This is a genomic window from Paraburkholderia sp. RL17-373-BIF-A (assembly GCF_046030175.1).
Taxonomy (GTDB): domain Bacteria; phylum Pseudomonadota; class Gammaproteobacteria; order Burkholderiales; family Burkholderiaceae; genus Paraburkholderia.
In genome coordinates this window covers 216,782-230,672 of record NZ_JARESO010000007.1, presented here as the reverse complement: position 1 = coordinate 230,672, position 13,891 = coordinate 216,782, and the positions used below count along the sequence as shown (strand labels likewise).

Genomic DNA, 13,891 nt, shown 5'->3' with positions numbered 1-13,891 from the left:
TCCCCATTGACGCACGAAAATCCCAGAAATGTGTCTCGATGGGAACCAATAAGGCAAGGGTATGAGCGACATCCTCGATGGTGTGACGACGTTCGTGCGCGTGGTCGAAACGGGCAGTTTCGCGCTCGCGGCGGAACGGATGAACCTGACGCGCTCGGCGGTCGGCAAAGTGATCGTTCGGTTGGAGAAGCGTCTCGGCGTACGCCTGCTCAATCGGACGACGCGCAGCCAGAGCCTCACTGAAGACGGCCAGGCTTACTACGACCGCTGCGTGCGCGCGCTGGCCGAACTCGAAGCCGCAGAAGCCGATCTGGACTCTGGACGACGCGAGCCCAAAGGCCGATTGCGCGTGAGTGTGCCGCAGGCTTTCGGTCATTACTGCGTCGCACCGGTACTGCTCGGCCTTGCCCGCAAGCATCCGCAACTGAAGATCGACATTTCGATTACCGACCGCTTCGTCGACGTGATCGAAGAGGGTTTCGATCTCGTGGTGCGCGTAGGTCCGCTCGCGGACAGCGTGAGTCTTGCCGCGCGCAAGCTCGGCATGCAGCACGCGAGTATCGGCGCCGCGCCCGCCTATCTGGCGCGGCATGGCACGCCGCGCAGCGTGGATGAATTGCGCGGACACGCCGTGATTGCCTACTTGCGGGCAGGGTCGGCGCAGCCGTGGGATGTGGTCGACGTCGACGGGCAAATCCGCCGCGCGCAAGTTCAGCCGCAGCTCGGTTTCGACGACATGAAGGGTATTGTCGATGCCGCTCTCGCCGGCTTCGGCCTCGCGTGGCTGCCGAGTTGGCTATTGGCCCGTTATGCGCAAACAGGCGAGCTGGTGACGGTGATGGAGAATTGTTTCCGGCCTGCTCAGGAGATCCACCTGGTGTGGCCGACGAGTCGCTATCTGGCGCTGAAAACGCGCTGCGCGATCGATGCGCTGGTCGCGGAGATTCCCGCCATGATCGGGGCGCCCGCCGCGGGCGCCCCGAGTTCACGCGATGCTTAGAACTGCAGCGTTGCGCTGGCTACGGCGGTGCGCGTCGGCGATGGCGCCACGTAGTAGCCCCACGCCGTCGTCCAGTAACGGCGGTTGAACAGGTTGTTGATCCCCGCGCGGAATGTCACGTCCTTGCCGGCGATCTTCGTCTCATAGCGGCCGCTCAGATCGAACGTGGTGTAAGCCGGCACGAACTGCGTGTTCTGCGCGTCGACGGCCTGGTTGCCGACATACTTGCCGCCGAACGCCAGCGTCAGCGGACGCAGATACGACGGGTTGTATTCGATCCGGCCCGTCACGGTGAAGCGCGGCGCGCCGTAGATGCGCTTGCCTTCCACGGTCGGATCGTTGACGTCCATGGCCTTCGTGTCGAGCCACATTACGCCGCCCATGACGCGCCATTCGCTGGTGAGCGCAAGCCAGCCGCTCGCGTCGAGGCCCTGATAGCGCTTGGTGCCGTCCTGCACGAAGATGTTGTCGACGTTCGTGTAGTTGTAGCCCTGATCGACGCGGAACAGCGCGAGGTTGGCGCCCCACTTGGCGTGGTCGGTTTTAAAGCCGACTTCGTACTGCTTGCTGCGCAGTGGGCCGAACGTGTCCGGGTAGTTGAGGTTGGTGTTCGACGCGGCACCGCCCTGTTCCAGCGACTCGACGTAGCTCGCGTACAGCGTCGAGTACGGATCGGTCTTGAACATCAGCGCGAAGGTCGGCGTGACAGGGTCCGCCTGGTATTGCGACGACACCGCGCCGCTCGGGTCGTACACGTGCTGCTGATATTGCGTGTAGCGCACGCCGACCAGCGCCGACAGACGCGACGTGAGCTGCACGGTGTCGCTCGCGTACACGGCGGCTTGCGTGATGCGCTGCTGACGGTACAGGTTCGAGCCGATGCTGACTTCGTCGTTGGTCAGCAAGGTGCTGGCGTACAGATTGCCGTTGCCGAGGAAGTAGCCTTCGTTCCAACCCGTGCTATTGCTGTATTCGCTGGTTTGCGTTTCGAAACCGGCGCCTACCACCACGTCGTGCTTGATGCTGCCCGTGTTGAAATGGCCTTGCACCATGCCGTCGACGTTCTGGTAGAAGTAACGCGTCATGGCCGCATAGAGCGTGTTCGAGTAGTTGCCTGCGGCGTCGGAAACGAACAGGAAGCTATCCGAATTGGTGCGGTTCTCCTTGGCGAAGCGGTACTTCAGGCTCGCGTGCCAGTTGTCGGAGATGCGGTAATCCAGGCCCGTGCCGAACGAGGCCATCTCGGTCTCGTAGTAGTTCTGCGGTTGCGTGAGCGCGTGGGTGACTTTGCTCGCGTCGGGAATGCCGCCGGCGTCGCCGCCGAACATCAGGCCGAACAGGGTGCCGTTGGTTCTGCGCTTCTGGTAGAACGCGTCGGCGCTCCACGTCAGGTCCGGCGTAATGCGGAAGTCGAACGCGAGCGAGGCGACCTGGCGGCGCACGTGGCCGTGGTCCTCGGCGGTGTTGCCGTTTTCGTTGACGAGGTTCAGGCGGTAGCCGAAACGGTCGTCATTGCCGAAGCGGCCGCCCAGATCGACGGCCTCGCTGAACACGCCGGCCGACCTGTAGCCGACCGTGATGCTGCGGTACGGCGTGTTGGTGGGACGCTTCAACACGTAATTGACGATGCCGCCCGGCGAGCCGAAGCCATACATGAAGCCGGACAGGCCCTTGAGCAATTCGACCTGCTCGAACGGTTCGAGCGAGAGATCCGTATCCCACGACGGGAAGGTCTGGCCGTCCACCTTGATGCTGTTCAGCGTGTCGATCGGCATGCCGCGCACGGTGAACATCGAATTTTCGCTGATCGCGTTTTCGCTGATCACCGACACGGCCGGATCGTACTTGTACAGATCGTTGGCGGTCGTCGCGAACAGATCCTGCGCTTCGTCGCTCGTCACGATGTGAGTCGAAAACGGCGTGTCCACCTGCTTGCGCGAACCCAGCGCGCCTGCGCTGACCGTGTCGGCCTGCGCCACGGTGGTGTCTTTTGCCGCCGAGACGCTCACGGCCGGCAGCGTCGCGGCGGCGTCGCTGGCCGCGACCTGCGCCCAGCCCGGAGTCGACAGCGTGGAAAGCGTCAAACCGACGCTGGCCAGAAGCCCCGCGCTCAGCAGCGAGGGAGTACGGCGTTGGCCGCGCACAAACGCCGGTCGGCCGGCGACAAAGAATTTCTGCATGTTGTTCGAATTGGACAGGAGTGACGCTCGCCGCGCACCAGAAATGTGCGAAACGACGTCATCGGAAGCGGGTGGTTAAGTAATCGAAGTGTAAGAACGCGACTGCGCTCAAATGGTAATGCATCTGATTCGCATTAACAATCTGTTTGTTTCGAGTTCTTAGTCATCTATAAGACATCTGTCATAAGACAAGGTGAAATCGGCCCAAAGCCTTATCCGGCGGGGCTCGGCCCCTTGGAGGGTGTTTCCGGGATATGTTTGTTTAGCAGCGAGTAGAGGAAAACACGCATATACTCACGCTCTGGCCGTAGAAAGTAGTGCCGTGCGTCGCGCCGCCTTGTTGTTTTGCCGCAACGCGCCGGTCGGCACCACCCAACGCTCTGTCTAACACTTCACCTAGCAAAGCACCGAACATGTCCACACCGCCGAAGATCATCTACACCCTGACCGACGAAGCGCCTGCTCTGGCGACCTACTCGCTGCTGCCGATCGTGAAGGCGTTCACGCGCTCGTCCGACGTGATCGTCGAGACGCGCGATATTTCGCTTGCCGGCCGGATCATCGCTGCATTTCCCGACTACCTGAGCGCGGAACAGAAGGGCTCCGACGATCTGGCGGAACTGGGTGGACTCACCACGCGTCCGGAAGCGAACATCGTCAAGCTGCCGAACATCAGCGCGTCGGTGCCGCAACTGAAGGCCGCGATCACGGAACTGCGCGATCAGGGCTACAAGCTGCCGGCGTACCCGGACGTCGCGAATACCGACGCCGAAAAAGACGTCAAGGCTCGCTACGACAAGATCAAGGGCAGCGCGGTCAACCCGGTGCTGCGTGAAGGGAATTCGGACCGCCGCGCACCGCTGTCGGTCAAGAACTACGCACGCAAGCATCCGCACAAGATGGGCGCCTGGAGCGCGGACTCGAAGTCGCACGTCGCGCACATGAGCGGCGGTGATTTCTACGGCAGCGAAAAATCGGCGCTGATAGCGGCAGCCGGCGCGGTGAAGATCGAACTGACGGCCGCCGACGGCTCGAAGACGGTCCTGAAGGAAAAGACCGCCGTGCAAGCAGGCGAGATCATCGACGCTTCCGTGCTGTCGAAGAACGCGCTGCGCAGTTTCATCGAAGCGGAAATCGCCGACGCGAAGGCGAAGGGCGTGCTGTTCTCGGTGCACCTGAAGGCCACCATGATGAAGGTGTCGGATCCGATCATCTTCGGTCACGTGGTGTCGGTGTTCTACAAAGACGTGCTGACCAAGCACGCCGACGTGCTGGCGCAAGCCGGCTTCAACCCGAACAACGGCATCGGCGATCTGTACGCGCGCCTGAAAGACCTGCCGGCTGAAACGCGCGAAGCGATCGAAGCCGACGTCAAAGCGCAATACGCACAGCGTCCGCAACTGGCCATGGTCAATTCGGACAAGGGCATTACCAGCCTGCACGTGCCGAGCGATGTGATCGTCGACGCGTCCATGCCGGCCATGATCCGCGAGTCGGGCAAGATGTGGGGCGCGGACGGCGCGCTGCACGACGCCAAGGCCGTGATTCCGGACCGCTGCTACGCGGATGTTTATCAGGCAGTGATCGAAGACTGCAAGAAGCACGGCGCGTTCGACCCGGTCACGATGGGCACGGTGCCGAACGTCGGCCTGATGGCACAAGCGGCTGAAGAATACGGTTCACACGACAAGACGTTCCAGATCCCGGCAAACGGTGTGGTTCGCGTGACGGACGCTGCCGGCACGGTGCTGATCGAACAACCGGTGGAAGCGGGCGACATCTGGCGCATGTGCCAGACCAAGGACGCACCGGTTCAGGACTGGGTCAAGCTGGCGGTCAACCGCGCCCGCGCCACCAACACGCCTGCCGTGTTCTGGCTGGACGCGGCTCGCGCGCACGACGCCCAGATGATCAAGAAGGTCGAGCAATACCTGAAGAACCACGACACCAACGGTCTGGACATCCGCGTCATGACGCCGGTCGAAGCGACCAAGTTCTCGATCGAGCGTATCCGCGCCGGCAAGGACACGATCTCGGTCACCGGCAACGTGCTGCGCGACTACCTGACCGACCTGTTCCCGATCATGGAACTGGGCACCAGCGCGAAGATGCTGTCGATCGTTCCGCTGATGGCCGGTGGCGGCATGTTCGAAACCGGCGCGGGCGGTTCGGCGCCGAAGCACGTTCAGCAACTGGTCGAAGAAGGTTTCCTGCGTTGGGATTCGCTGGGTGAATTCCTGGCGCTGGCCGCGTCGCTCGAACATCTGAGCAGCGCCTATCACAACCCGAAGGCGCAGGTTCTGGCCAAGACGCTGGATCGGGCAACCGGCAAGTTCCTCGACAACGACAAGTCACCGGCGCGCAAGGTTGGAGGTATCGACAACCGTGGCAGCCACTTCTACCTCGCGATGTACTGGGCGGAAGCACTGGCCGCGCAAACCGAAGACGCCGCGCTGCAAGCGCAGTTCGCCGGCGTGGCGAAGGCACTGGCTGAGAACGAAGCGAAGATCGTCGAAGAACTCGGTGCGGCACAAGGCAAGCCGGTGGACATCGGCGGCTACTATCGTCCGAATGTCGAACTGACGAGCAAGGCCATGCGCCCGAGCGCCACGCTGAACAAGATCGTGGACGCGGTTGCTTAAAGCAACGAAGTAAGCGGTAAACATGACGATGGCGCTTTCGAGCGCCATCGTCGTTTTTACTCCAACGTGAGCAGCGGCCATACCGGCCATCACACGTGAACGATTTCCCAATCGCTGAGCTTCTCTGGAATTTCCAGCGTCGACGTGTCGTCGCCTTCCGAGAGATGCGGGCAGATCAAGCCGCGTGCGAGATCGTCGGCGGCCTGTTGCGGGCTGGCGAATTCACCGAGCGTTTCGTTGCCGTAGGTTGCCTCCCAGCCGTCGTGGCCCGGCAAAATGTAGAAAGCACCCTGATTCGAACCGAAGCGAAAGCCTTTCATTTTTAGTCTCCCAATTGCCATTTAAAAACCGCGATGCCGTGGCGGCTTCGTTTCACAGGTTGGGATTCTTCAGACTATGTTTCCGCCTATCCCACTCCGCTCGACTACTGAAGCACCGGCTCTTGTAAAAGAGTCTACGTCAGCAGGTAGTGTCGCAAGTGGTTGTTAGACGCCTCGTTTGATCAAAAAATATCCTGCAAAAAGAAAGACTTATCGTCTGTGTTTCGCGATGTGCAACGTGGGGCGGCATTGCGAAATGCCGGTTTTGTGCCACGCACCACGATTTTTTACGAAGCGCGCGATCGTTCCGCATCGTGAAATTTTAGGGGTTCAGGTGCGGCCCTCGTGCGAGCGGGCCGGCTGGCAAAGCAGCGTGGCGAGCGCCGCCGTCCCAATCAACCCGCGATCCGGCGGAGGAAATCGAGCATTACGCGATTGAATTGCGCCGGCCGTTGCAGCGGGGCGAAATGGCTCACGCCGGGCAGCAGGATCAACTCCGCGCCGGGAATGCTGCGGGCGAGATAGTCGGCGTGTTCCGGCTTGATGAATTCGTCGTGCTCGCTTTGCACAATCGCGACCGGCACATCGATCTGAGCCAGATCGTCGGCGGAATAGTTGGGCTCGGTTTTCATCATCGTGCTGACCGCGCCGACAAACGCCTCGAAGTCGTCCGGTGTCGCCGATAGCTGCGCGTAGTCTTTCGCATGACGGCTGAAGCAGCGCTCGATCACCGGCGTCGGCACGAACGGCTTCGTGCCGCTCGGGTCCATGTTGCAGCCGAAGAAGAACACGCCCGCCACGCGCTGCGGCGCGGTGCTGCCCAATACCATCGCGACGCAGGCGCCGTCGCTCCAGCCCACCAGCCCGGCGCGTTCGAGTTGCAGCGCGTCCATGACGGCCAGCACGTCGGACGCCATCAGCTCGTAGCGGTAGGGTCGCGCGTCGCGAGTGCTGCGGCCGTGGCCGCGGCTGTCGACGACCACCACGCGATGCCCCACGCCGAGCAGCGCGGGCACCTGGTAGCCCCAATTGCCGCTGTGCCCGAGACCGCCGTGCAGCAGAATCACCGGCGCGCCGGCGCCATACGACGCGTACCAGATTCGCGCGCCTTCGTGCTCGGCATAGCCTTCGTCGCTCGGGACCGGCAGCGGCGCCGCGCCGTGAGCTTCGAAGTGTTCGAGGTCGTCGTCGTGCGGGTTGGTGGAGGATTCCATCGCTGTTGTCTCCGCTGTATGGGATTCGCTAGGTTGCCAGCGTTGCCACCAGAAGATCAACCGACCTACGAGTTTTTGCGTGCCGACAAGTCCGCTGTCACTGCATACCGGACGACTCGTAACTCACATCCGATACCACCCCATTCGGGTCGATGGTCACGATCAGATCACGCTTGGAGAACTTGAGGTTGAACGCCGAACCGCTCGTGGTGTGGTACGCATAAACGAGGGCCTGGCCATTCTTGTCCTTGATGATCGGATAGACAGCATAGCCAGCGGGTCTGCCCAGCAACGCAATGACCTGATCGCGAGTCGTCGTGCCTTTGACGATGGCCGAGCGCTTCGACGCGTCGAACGTACTGGCGTCATCCTTGAACGTGGAGACGAATACGTTCGATACCATCACGTCCTTCCAGAAGCCCAGTTCCAGTGAGCGCGCCGGTATCACGCCGGTTTCGAGCGGCGTGCCGCCAGTGGATGCGTACGCGTAAGAGAGCAGCGTGACGTCTTCCTCGTTCTTGGTGACGGTGCTCTGGCGAAACGGACTGCCGTACTTTGCTCGCGCGTCGGTCATAGTCGTTTTGCCGTATTGCAAAGCCGCATCATCGGGACGGACGAAGTTCGTGCCGGCGCAGCCACTCAGAATGCCGACAAGAGCGGCACTCAGGCAAATCATCGCAATCTTGTTCATAAAGTCCCCCGGGACAACGGAAAAAAGGCGTGCGGTCTGCACTGTTTTGATTGCTGCTCCGTCAAGCGAGCTTTTGCATGTCCCGCGAACAGTGGATATCGACGGGATTGACGATAACCACCGCGCGGGATTATCGACACTTAGCTAGAAACGTACGCCACATATGGCCCCGTGCCACCGCCCGAAGAAGCGCGGCCCGAAATCCCGTAATACACATGACGGCCATAAAAGAACGGCAAACCGAAGTCGAACTGCCGGGTCATATAGATGCCGAGATTATTGAATGCGTTATTCCCCGATGAAGTCAGCGTCGCGCCGTTTGCGATATTGAAGCCGAGTGTCACGCTCGCCGGATTCGTCCCCGCCAGCGTCGAGGTACGGCCCACGGTCGCAGCCGGAATGTAGTATCCCGACGACGCGTCGCGCGCGATGGTCGTGTCCGGGAAGAACAGCACCGTCGAGCCCGAATCGAAGAACGTCTGCGTGAACGTGGTGCCACCATAGGACGACGTGAAGTCGCCGTTCAGGTCCGTTCGGATAATCGGCGCGCCCGTGCCGTTCAGCACGTTATTGGCCTGCGTGTCGATGCCGAACACGAGCGTGCCTTGAGCCGTTGTGCTGCCGCTATCGGACACCTGCGCCATTTCCAGAATCACACCGTTGTTATCCTGCGGGAATCGCGCGACCGGGTTGCTGATCTGTTTTGCGACGGGCACCGAGGTGGCATTGCCAGCATTGGTGTAATAGAACTGCGAGAGCGTCGTCAGGGCACACTGCGAGCCGCAGTCCGTCGGGCTCACGCCGATGCCGAGAATGCCGTTTGCGCCGAGATCGGCCGCGGTGGCGAGTGGCCGGCCTACCTGGCATTCGCTCGGTGCGGCAAGGGTCAGCGCTGAATCGCCGATCACATGAATCGGCACCGACGGTGCAATCTCGCTCGACAGCGCGATGTCCGCGAGATGCACCGAACCCCATGCATAGCCGCTGCCGAACAACGCGCATTCAGCGAGCGGCAGGCCGCTCGACTGATCCGTTTCGGCGGTGAGCGCACTGAAGGTGGCATTCGGAATCGCTGAGCGAACCAGACGCAGCCCGAACGATGCCGTATCGACGATCACGTTCGGAATCGTCGTGCAACTCGCGGTCGCGTTGGAGCCGGGCGCGCAGATTTTGACGCTGACCATCGGCTGGTTGTGAATGCCCGTTCCGCTCACCGTCACCGACATCGTGTTGCCGGGGCCGGCCGGCGTCGGCACGGCAGACGCATCGACGGCGAGCACGTTGGGTGTCGAGTCGTTGGTAAGGGGATTGGACGTCGTGCCGCCCGGTCCCGTCGGCGCACTGGCGGCAGCCGGTGCATTTGCCGTGGAGTTGCTGCTGGAGCCACCGCCACCGCCGCCGCAGCCGGCGAGATTGAGTGCCAACCCGAGCCCGAGCGTCGCGGCAATAATCCTTGCGATTTTGCGCACTGTTGTTCTCTCTCTAATGATTTTAATGAGTTACTTGATGTCGTCAGCGCTCACACCTTGCGGCAGCGATTGCGGTATATAGGCGCGGCCCACGAAGGCGCCCATATGGCCGCCGGTCTCCACGACCAGCGCCGACTGATGCACGACGGCGGGCCCGTAGCCGCCGCCTTGCGTGGCGTGGGCATCGGTGAGTGCCTGGACATAGGTCGGGAAGTAAGTGGCGAGCAGCGTTTTGAGCGGCGGCATGGTCGGGCCTTCCCAGCTCAACGCGAAGACCGTATTGCCCGCGCCGATGTATTCGCTCACCATGGTGCCCGATGGCAGCGTCGTCTGGCTCACGGTGTAACTCGCCGAGGCCGCACTGCCACTTGCGGCGAAGCGCGCTACCGCCGCGCTATTCTGGTTGGCCGCCCCTGCACTCGTGCTACTGGCCGTAACCGGATAGGTCGGCGCGCCACCCAATGCCGCATACGCCGGGGCGGCCAGAGCAAACGACGCCGCGGTCACCGCGAGTATTCGAAATTGACTCATTATCATTTTTTTGTTTTCGAAGTTTTGGAGAATACGCGCGAGCGGTTATTTATCCTCGAACTCGCGCGAAGCCGATATTAGCGTGAGCGTGTTCGATTAAATCAGACGATTAATGGTGAAAATCGGGCTCTGTTTGAAAATGAAAGGTAACGCGCATCCGCCGTTCAATCTTCGGCGAGTTTCTCGATCAGCATCGCAACGAAGGTTTCCGTCACGGGCGGCAGTGTCCGGCCGCGTTTCTTGATGAGAGCGATGGGGCGAGTGAACGCGGGGTCGTCGACCGCGCGCACGATCAGTTCGGGCTCCGCTCTGACTTCACGGGCCGACGCCGGCAGGATCGTCACGCCGAGTCCCGCGCGCACCATCGCGACCGCGCTCATCATGTAGGTCGGCTCGCACGCGATCTCCGGCGTGCAGTGAGCGTTAGCGAAAGCGCTGTCGACCACCGTCCGCACGCTCGTGCCTTGGGCGGTCAGCACGAGCGGCGTGGCGGCGAGATCGGCGAGCGTGATGTGCCGCCGCCGGGCAAGCGCATGCCGCTTCGGGAACACGGCAACCAGCCGGTCGATGCCCGCATGCAGCACCTCGAAAGCGGCGTCGTCGAGCGGGCCGCCGGTCAGCCCGATATCGACCTCTTCATTGCGCACCAACGTATTGACCATGCTGGCGACCACGTCGCGTACATGGAAGCTCACGCGCGGCACGGCCTTCTTGATGCCCTGCACGAGTTCGGGCAACACGCTGGCCGCGAACGTGGGCAGGCAGGCGATCCGCACGGTGCCGCTCGCGCCTTCGCCGAGCGCGCGCGCATCGATCAGCACGTGCTCCATATCATGCAGCGACTTTTGCAAGAGCGGCAGCAGTTCACGGCCGGTCGGCGTGAGCGCGACATTGCGGCTGTTGCGGTCGAACAGGCGCATGCCGACCGTTTCTTCGAGGCGGCGAATCTGCACCGTCAACGCCGGTTGCGACAGATGCAGCCGCGTCGCCGCGCGCGTGAAGCTGCCCGTTTGCGCGACGGCGATAAAGGCGCGGATGTCCCGAAGATTCAGATCCATGATGGTTTGTAATTGCTGCGATCAAATCATTTCAATTGATTTATAGTCGCTTCGAACTTACGCTGGATCGCAGTAAAAAACAATCTCGGAGACAAGCACATGCTGCCATTACTGGGGCTCGCTACCATCGTCGTGCTGCTCGGCGCGATTCTGTCGAAACGCATGTCGCCGCTGGTGGCGCTCATCATCGTGCCGATTGCGGCGTCGCTCATCGGCGGCTTCGGCTTTCAGACCAGCAAGTTCGTGATCGACGGGCTCAAGAGCCTTGCGCCGGTCGTCGGCATGTTCGTGTTCGCGATTCTTTATTTCGGCACCATCACCGACGCGGGCACGCTCGATCCGATCATCGACCGCATTCTGCGCGCGGTCGGCACGCGGCCCACGCGAATCGTGATGGGCACCACGCTGCTCGCGCTGCTGATCCATCTGGACGGCTCCGGCGCCGTGTGCTTTCTGGTCACGATTCCCGCCATGCTGCCGCTCTACGATCGGCTGAAGATGGACCGGCGCGTGCTGGCCGCAGCGGTTTCGATGGCGGCCGGCATCAACTTTCTGCCGTGGACGGGGCCGATGATTCGCGCCTCCGCCTCGCTTCATCTGCCGATCTCGGCTCTGTTCAATCCGTTGATTCCGGTGCAGGCGATCGGCCTCGTATTCGTGTTCGGCATGGCGTTCTGGCTCGGGCGGCGCGAGGAAAAACGCCTCGGTCTCACGGCCGCGAGCGGTTCGGTGCCCATGCCTAAACGCGAACTGACGCCCGAAGAACAGGCGCTGCGCCGGCCAAAGAACTTCTGGTTCAACATCGTGCTGACGCTGGTTGTGCTCGGCACGATGGTCGTGATGGGCGAGAAAATTCCGCCGGCGATCATGTTCATGGTCGGCCTGTGCATCGCGCTGATGGTGAACTATCCGAACGTCGACATGCAGCGCAAACGGATCGACGCGCATGCTCGCGCGGCCTTGATGATGGCCGGCATTCTGCTCGCGGCCGGCGTGTTCACCGGCGTGATGCAAGGCAGCGGCATGCTGAAGGCGATGGCGCAGTCGGCGGTCGGTTTCGTGCCGCCCGCGATGGCCAGTCATATTCCCGTTGCGCTCGGCTTGCTGTCGATGCCGCTCAGCATGTTGTTCGACCCCGACTCGTTCTATTTCGGCGTCCTGCCGGTGATCGCCGAAGTGGCCGGCCAGCTCGGCGTGCCCGCGGTGCACGTCGGCCAGGCCGCGTTGCTCGGCCAGATGACCACCGGCTTTCCGGTCAGCCCACTGACACCCGCCACTTTCCTCGTGGTCGGCCTGTGCGGGATCGATCTCGCCGACCATCAGAAATTCACGTTCCCCTTGCTGTTCGGCGCGTCGATCGTGATGACGATCGCCTGCGTCGCGCTGGGGATATTCTCACTGTGAGCTTCACCGAATGGATGTGACCAGCATGACAGCCACTCAATCTCAACGGACCGTGCGCATCGGCGCGGGCGCGGGTTATTCCGGCGACCGTATCGAACCCGCCGTCGAACTGGCGGAACACGGCGCGCTCGATTACCTCGTCTTCGAGTGCCTCGCGGAGCGCACGATTGCGATCGCGCAGCAGGCGCGCAGCAAGGACCCGCAGCTCGGCTACGACCCGTTGCTCGAAACGCGCATGAAGGCGGTGCTGCCCGCCGCGTTGCGCAACGGCGTGCGGATCATTTCGAACATGGGCGCGGCGAATCCGCTCGCGGCGGCGCGCAAGACCGCGGAGATCGCGCGCTCGCTCGGGCTTGGCGAGGTGAAGATCGCAGCGGTCACCGGCGACGATGTACTCGACGTCGTTCGTCAGGGCGATTTCTGCTTCGTGGAATCCGGAGAACGTGTGTCGGACAAGGATCGGCTCGTGTCCGCAAATGCGTATCTCGGCGCGAGCGCGATCGTCGATGCACTTGCGGCCGGCGCGCAGATTGTGTTGACCGGGCGCGTGGCCGATCCGTCGCTGTTCGTCGCGCCGCTGATTCACGAATTCGGCTGGCGCATGGACGACTGGCAGACGCTCGGGCAGGCGACGGTGATCGGCCATCTGCTCGAATGCGCGGGGCAAATCACCGGCGGCTATTTCGCGGATCCGGGCTTCAAGGATGTTCCTGAACTGGCGAGGCTCGGTTTTCCGATTGCCGAAGTCGGACCGGACGGCGCGGTGATCGTCACCAAGCTCGCTCAAGCCGGCGGACGAGTCACCGAGGCGACCTGCAAGGAGCAACTGCTGTATGAGATTCATGACCCGCAGCGCTATCTGCAACCGGATGTGGTCGCGGATTTCTCACAGGTGCGTGTCGCGCAGGAAGCGCCGGATCGCGTTCGCGTGAGCGGCGGACGAGGCACGCCGCGCACGGATACGCTGAAGGTGTCGGTTGCTTATTTCGATGGTTATATCGGCGAAGGGCAAATTTCGTACGGCGGTCCCGGCGCGTTGGCGCGCGCGCGGCTCGCGCTCGATATCGTGCGGGAACGGCTCACGCTGACCGGCGTGCAGACGCGTGAATTGCGTTTCGATCTGATCGGCGTGAACGCATTGCACGGCGAAACGGCGGCTGCCGGTTATGCCGAGCCGTATGAGGTGCGTGCGCGAGTGGCGGGGCGCACGGCCTCGCTCGCGGAAGCGGTGCGGATCGGCAACGAGGTGGAGACGCTTTACACCAATGGTCCGGCAGGCGGAGGCGGCGTCACGAAGTTGGCGCGCGAAGTCGTCGCGGTGCAATCGGTTTTACTGCCGCGCGAGCATGTGACGCCGGCATTCTCGATGGTGGAGGCGTGAG

The 13,891-nt window shown here is 62.3% G+C and carries 11 protein-coding genes; 4 read left to right on the top strand and 7 right to left on the bottom strand.

Going from position 1 to position 13,891, the window contains the following annotated elements; all coding sequences use genetic code 11:
- Window positions 1–61: 61 nt before the first annotated feature.
- Complete coding sequence (locus P0D80_RS11580; RefSeq protein ID WP_408177237.1) at window positions 62–1,000, top strand: LysR family transcriptional regulator; 939 nt, start codon at window positions 62–64, stop codon at window positions 998–1,000.
- Here P0D80_RS11580 and P0D80_RS11575 read toward each other — a convergent pair.
- Window positions 997–3,180, bottom strand: a complete 2,184-nt coding sequence (locus P0D80_RS11575) for a TonB-dependent siderophore receptor (RefSeq protein ID WP_408177236.1) — start codon at window positions 3,178–3,180, stop codon at window positions 997–999. The genes P0D80_RS11580 and P0D80_RS11575 overlap by 4 nt on opposite strands.
- A 413-nt stretch (window positions 3,181–3,593) precedes the next feature.
- Here P0D80_RS11575 and P0D80_RS11570 point away from each other — a divergent pair, with 413 nt between their 5' ends.
- Window positions 3,594–5,822 carry an NADP-dependent isocitrate dehydrogenase gene (locus P0D80_RS11570; RefSeq protein WP_408283866.1) on the top strand — a complete coding sequence of 743 codons (2,229 nt, stop codon included), beginning with the start codon at window positions 3,594–3,596 and terminating at the stop codon, window positions 5,820–5,822.
- 89 nt (window positions 5,823–5,911) lie between these two features.
- Here P0D80_RS11570 and P0D80_RS11565 read toward each other — a convergent pair whose 3' ends face one another.
- The 6 genes from P0D80_RS11565 to P0D80_RS11540 form a co-directional block, all read right to left on the bottom strand.
- The gene (locus tag P0D80_RS11565) at window positions 5,912–6,142 is read right to left on the bottom strand and encodes a hypothetical protein (protein WP_132378762.1); all 231 of its coding nucleotides are present in this window, start codon (window positions 6,140–6,142) and stop codon (window positions 5,912–5,914) included.
- A 395-nt stretch (window positions 6,143–6,537) separates the two neighbouring features.
- Window positions 6,538–7,356, bottom strand: a complete 819-nt coding sequence (locus tag P0D80_RS11560) for an alpha/beta fold hydrolase (RefSeq protein WP_408283863.1) — start codon at window positions 7,354–7,356, stop codon at window positions 6,538–6,540.
- 97 nt (window positions 7,357–7,453) lie between these two features.
- Window positions 7,454–8,047 carry a hypothetical protein gene (locus tag P0D80_RS11555; protein ID WP_408283860.1) on the bottom strand — a complete coding sequence of 198 codons (594 nt, stop codon included), beginning with the start codon at window positions 8,045–8,047 and terminating at the stop codon, window positions 7,454–7,456.
- Between the two features lie 140 nt (window positions 8,048–8,187).
- Window positions 8,188–9,516, bottom strand: a complete 1,329-nt coding sequence (locus tag P0D80_RS11550; RefSeq protein ID WP_408283858.1) for a DUF3443 domain-containing protein — start codon at window positions 9,514–9,516, stop codon at window positions 8,188–8,190.
- A gap of 30 nt (window positions 9,517–9,546) precedes the next feature.
- Window positions 9,547–10,053 carry a DUF2844 domain-containing protein gene (locus tag P0D80_RS11545; protein WP_408283855.1) on the bottom strand — a complete coding sequence of 169 codons (507 nt, stop codon included), beginning with the start codon at window positions 10,051–10,053 and terminating at the stop codon, window positions 9,547–9,549.
- A 158-nt stretch (window positions 10,054–10,211) separates the two neighbouring features.
- On the bottom strand, window positions 10,212–11,105 hold the full coding sequence (locus P0D80_RS11540; RefSeq protein WP_132378756.1) for a LysR family transcriptional regulator: 894 nt from the start codon (window positions 11,103–11,105) through the stop codon (window positions 10,212–10,214).
- A gap of 99 nt (window positions 11,106–11,204) precedes the next feature.
- Here P0D80_RS11540 and P0D80_RS11535 point away from each other — a divergent pair, with 99 nt between their 5' ends.
- Window positions 11,205–12,509 carry a CitMHS family transporter gene (locus P0D80_RS11535; RefSeq protein ID WP_408180211.1) on the top strand — a complete coding sequence of 435 codons (1,305 nt, stop codon included), beginning with the start codon at window positions 11,205–11,207 and terminating at the stop codon, window positions 12,507–12,509.
- A gap of 25 nt (window positions 12,510–12,534) precedes the next feature.
- A complete protein-coding gene (locus P0D80_RS11530; RefSeq protein ID WP_408283846.1) occupies window positions 12,535–13,890 on the top strand; it encodes an acyclic terpene utilization AtuA family protein in 1,356 nt (451 codons plus the stop codon).
- Window position 13,891 lies beyond the last annotated feature (1 nt).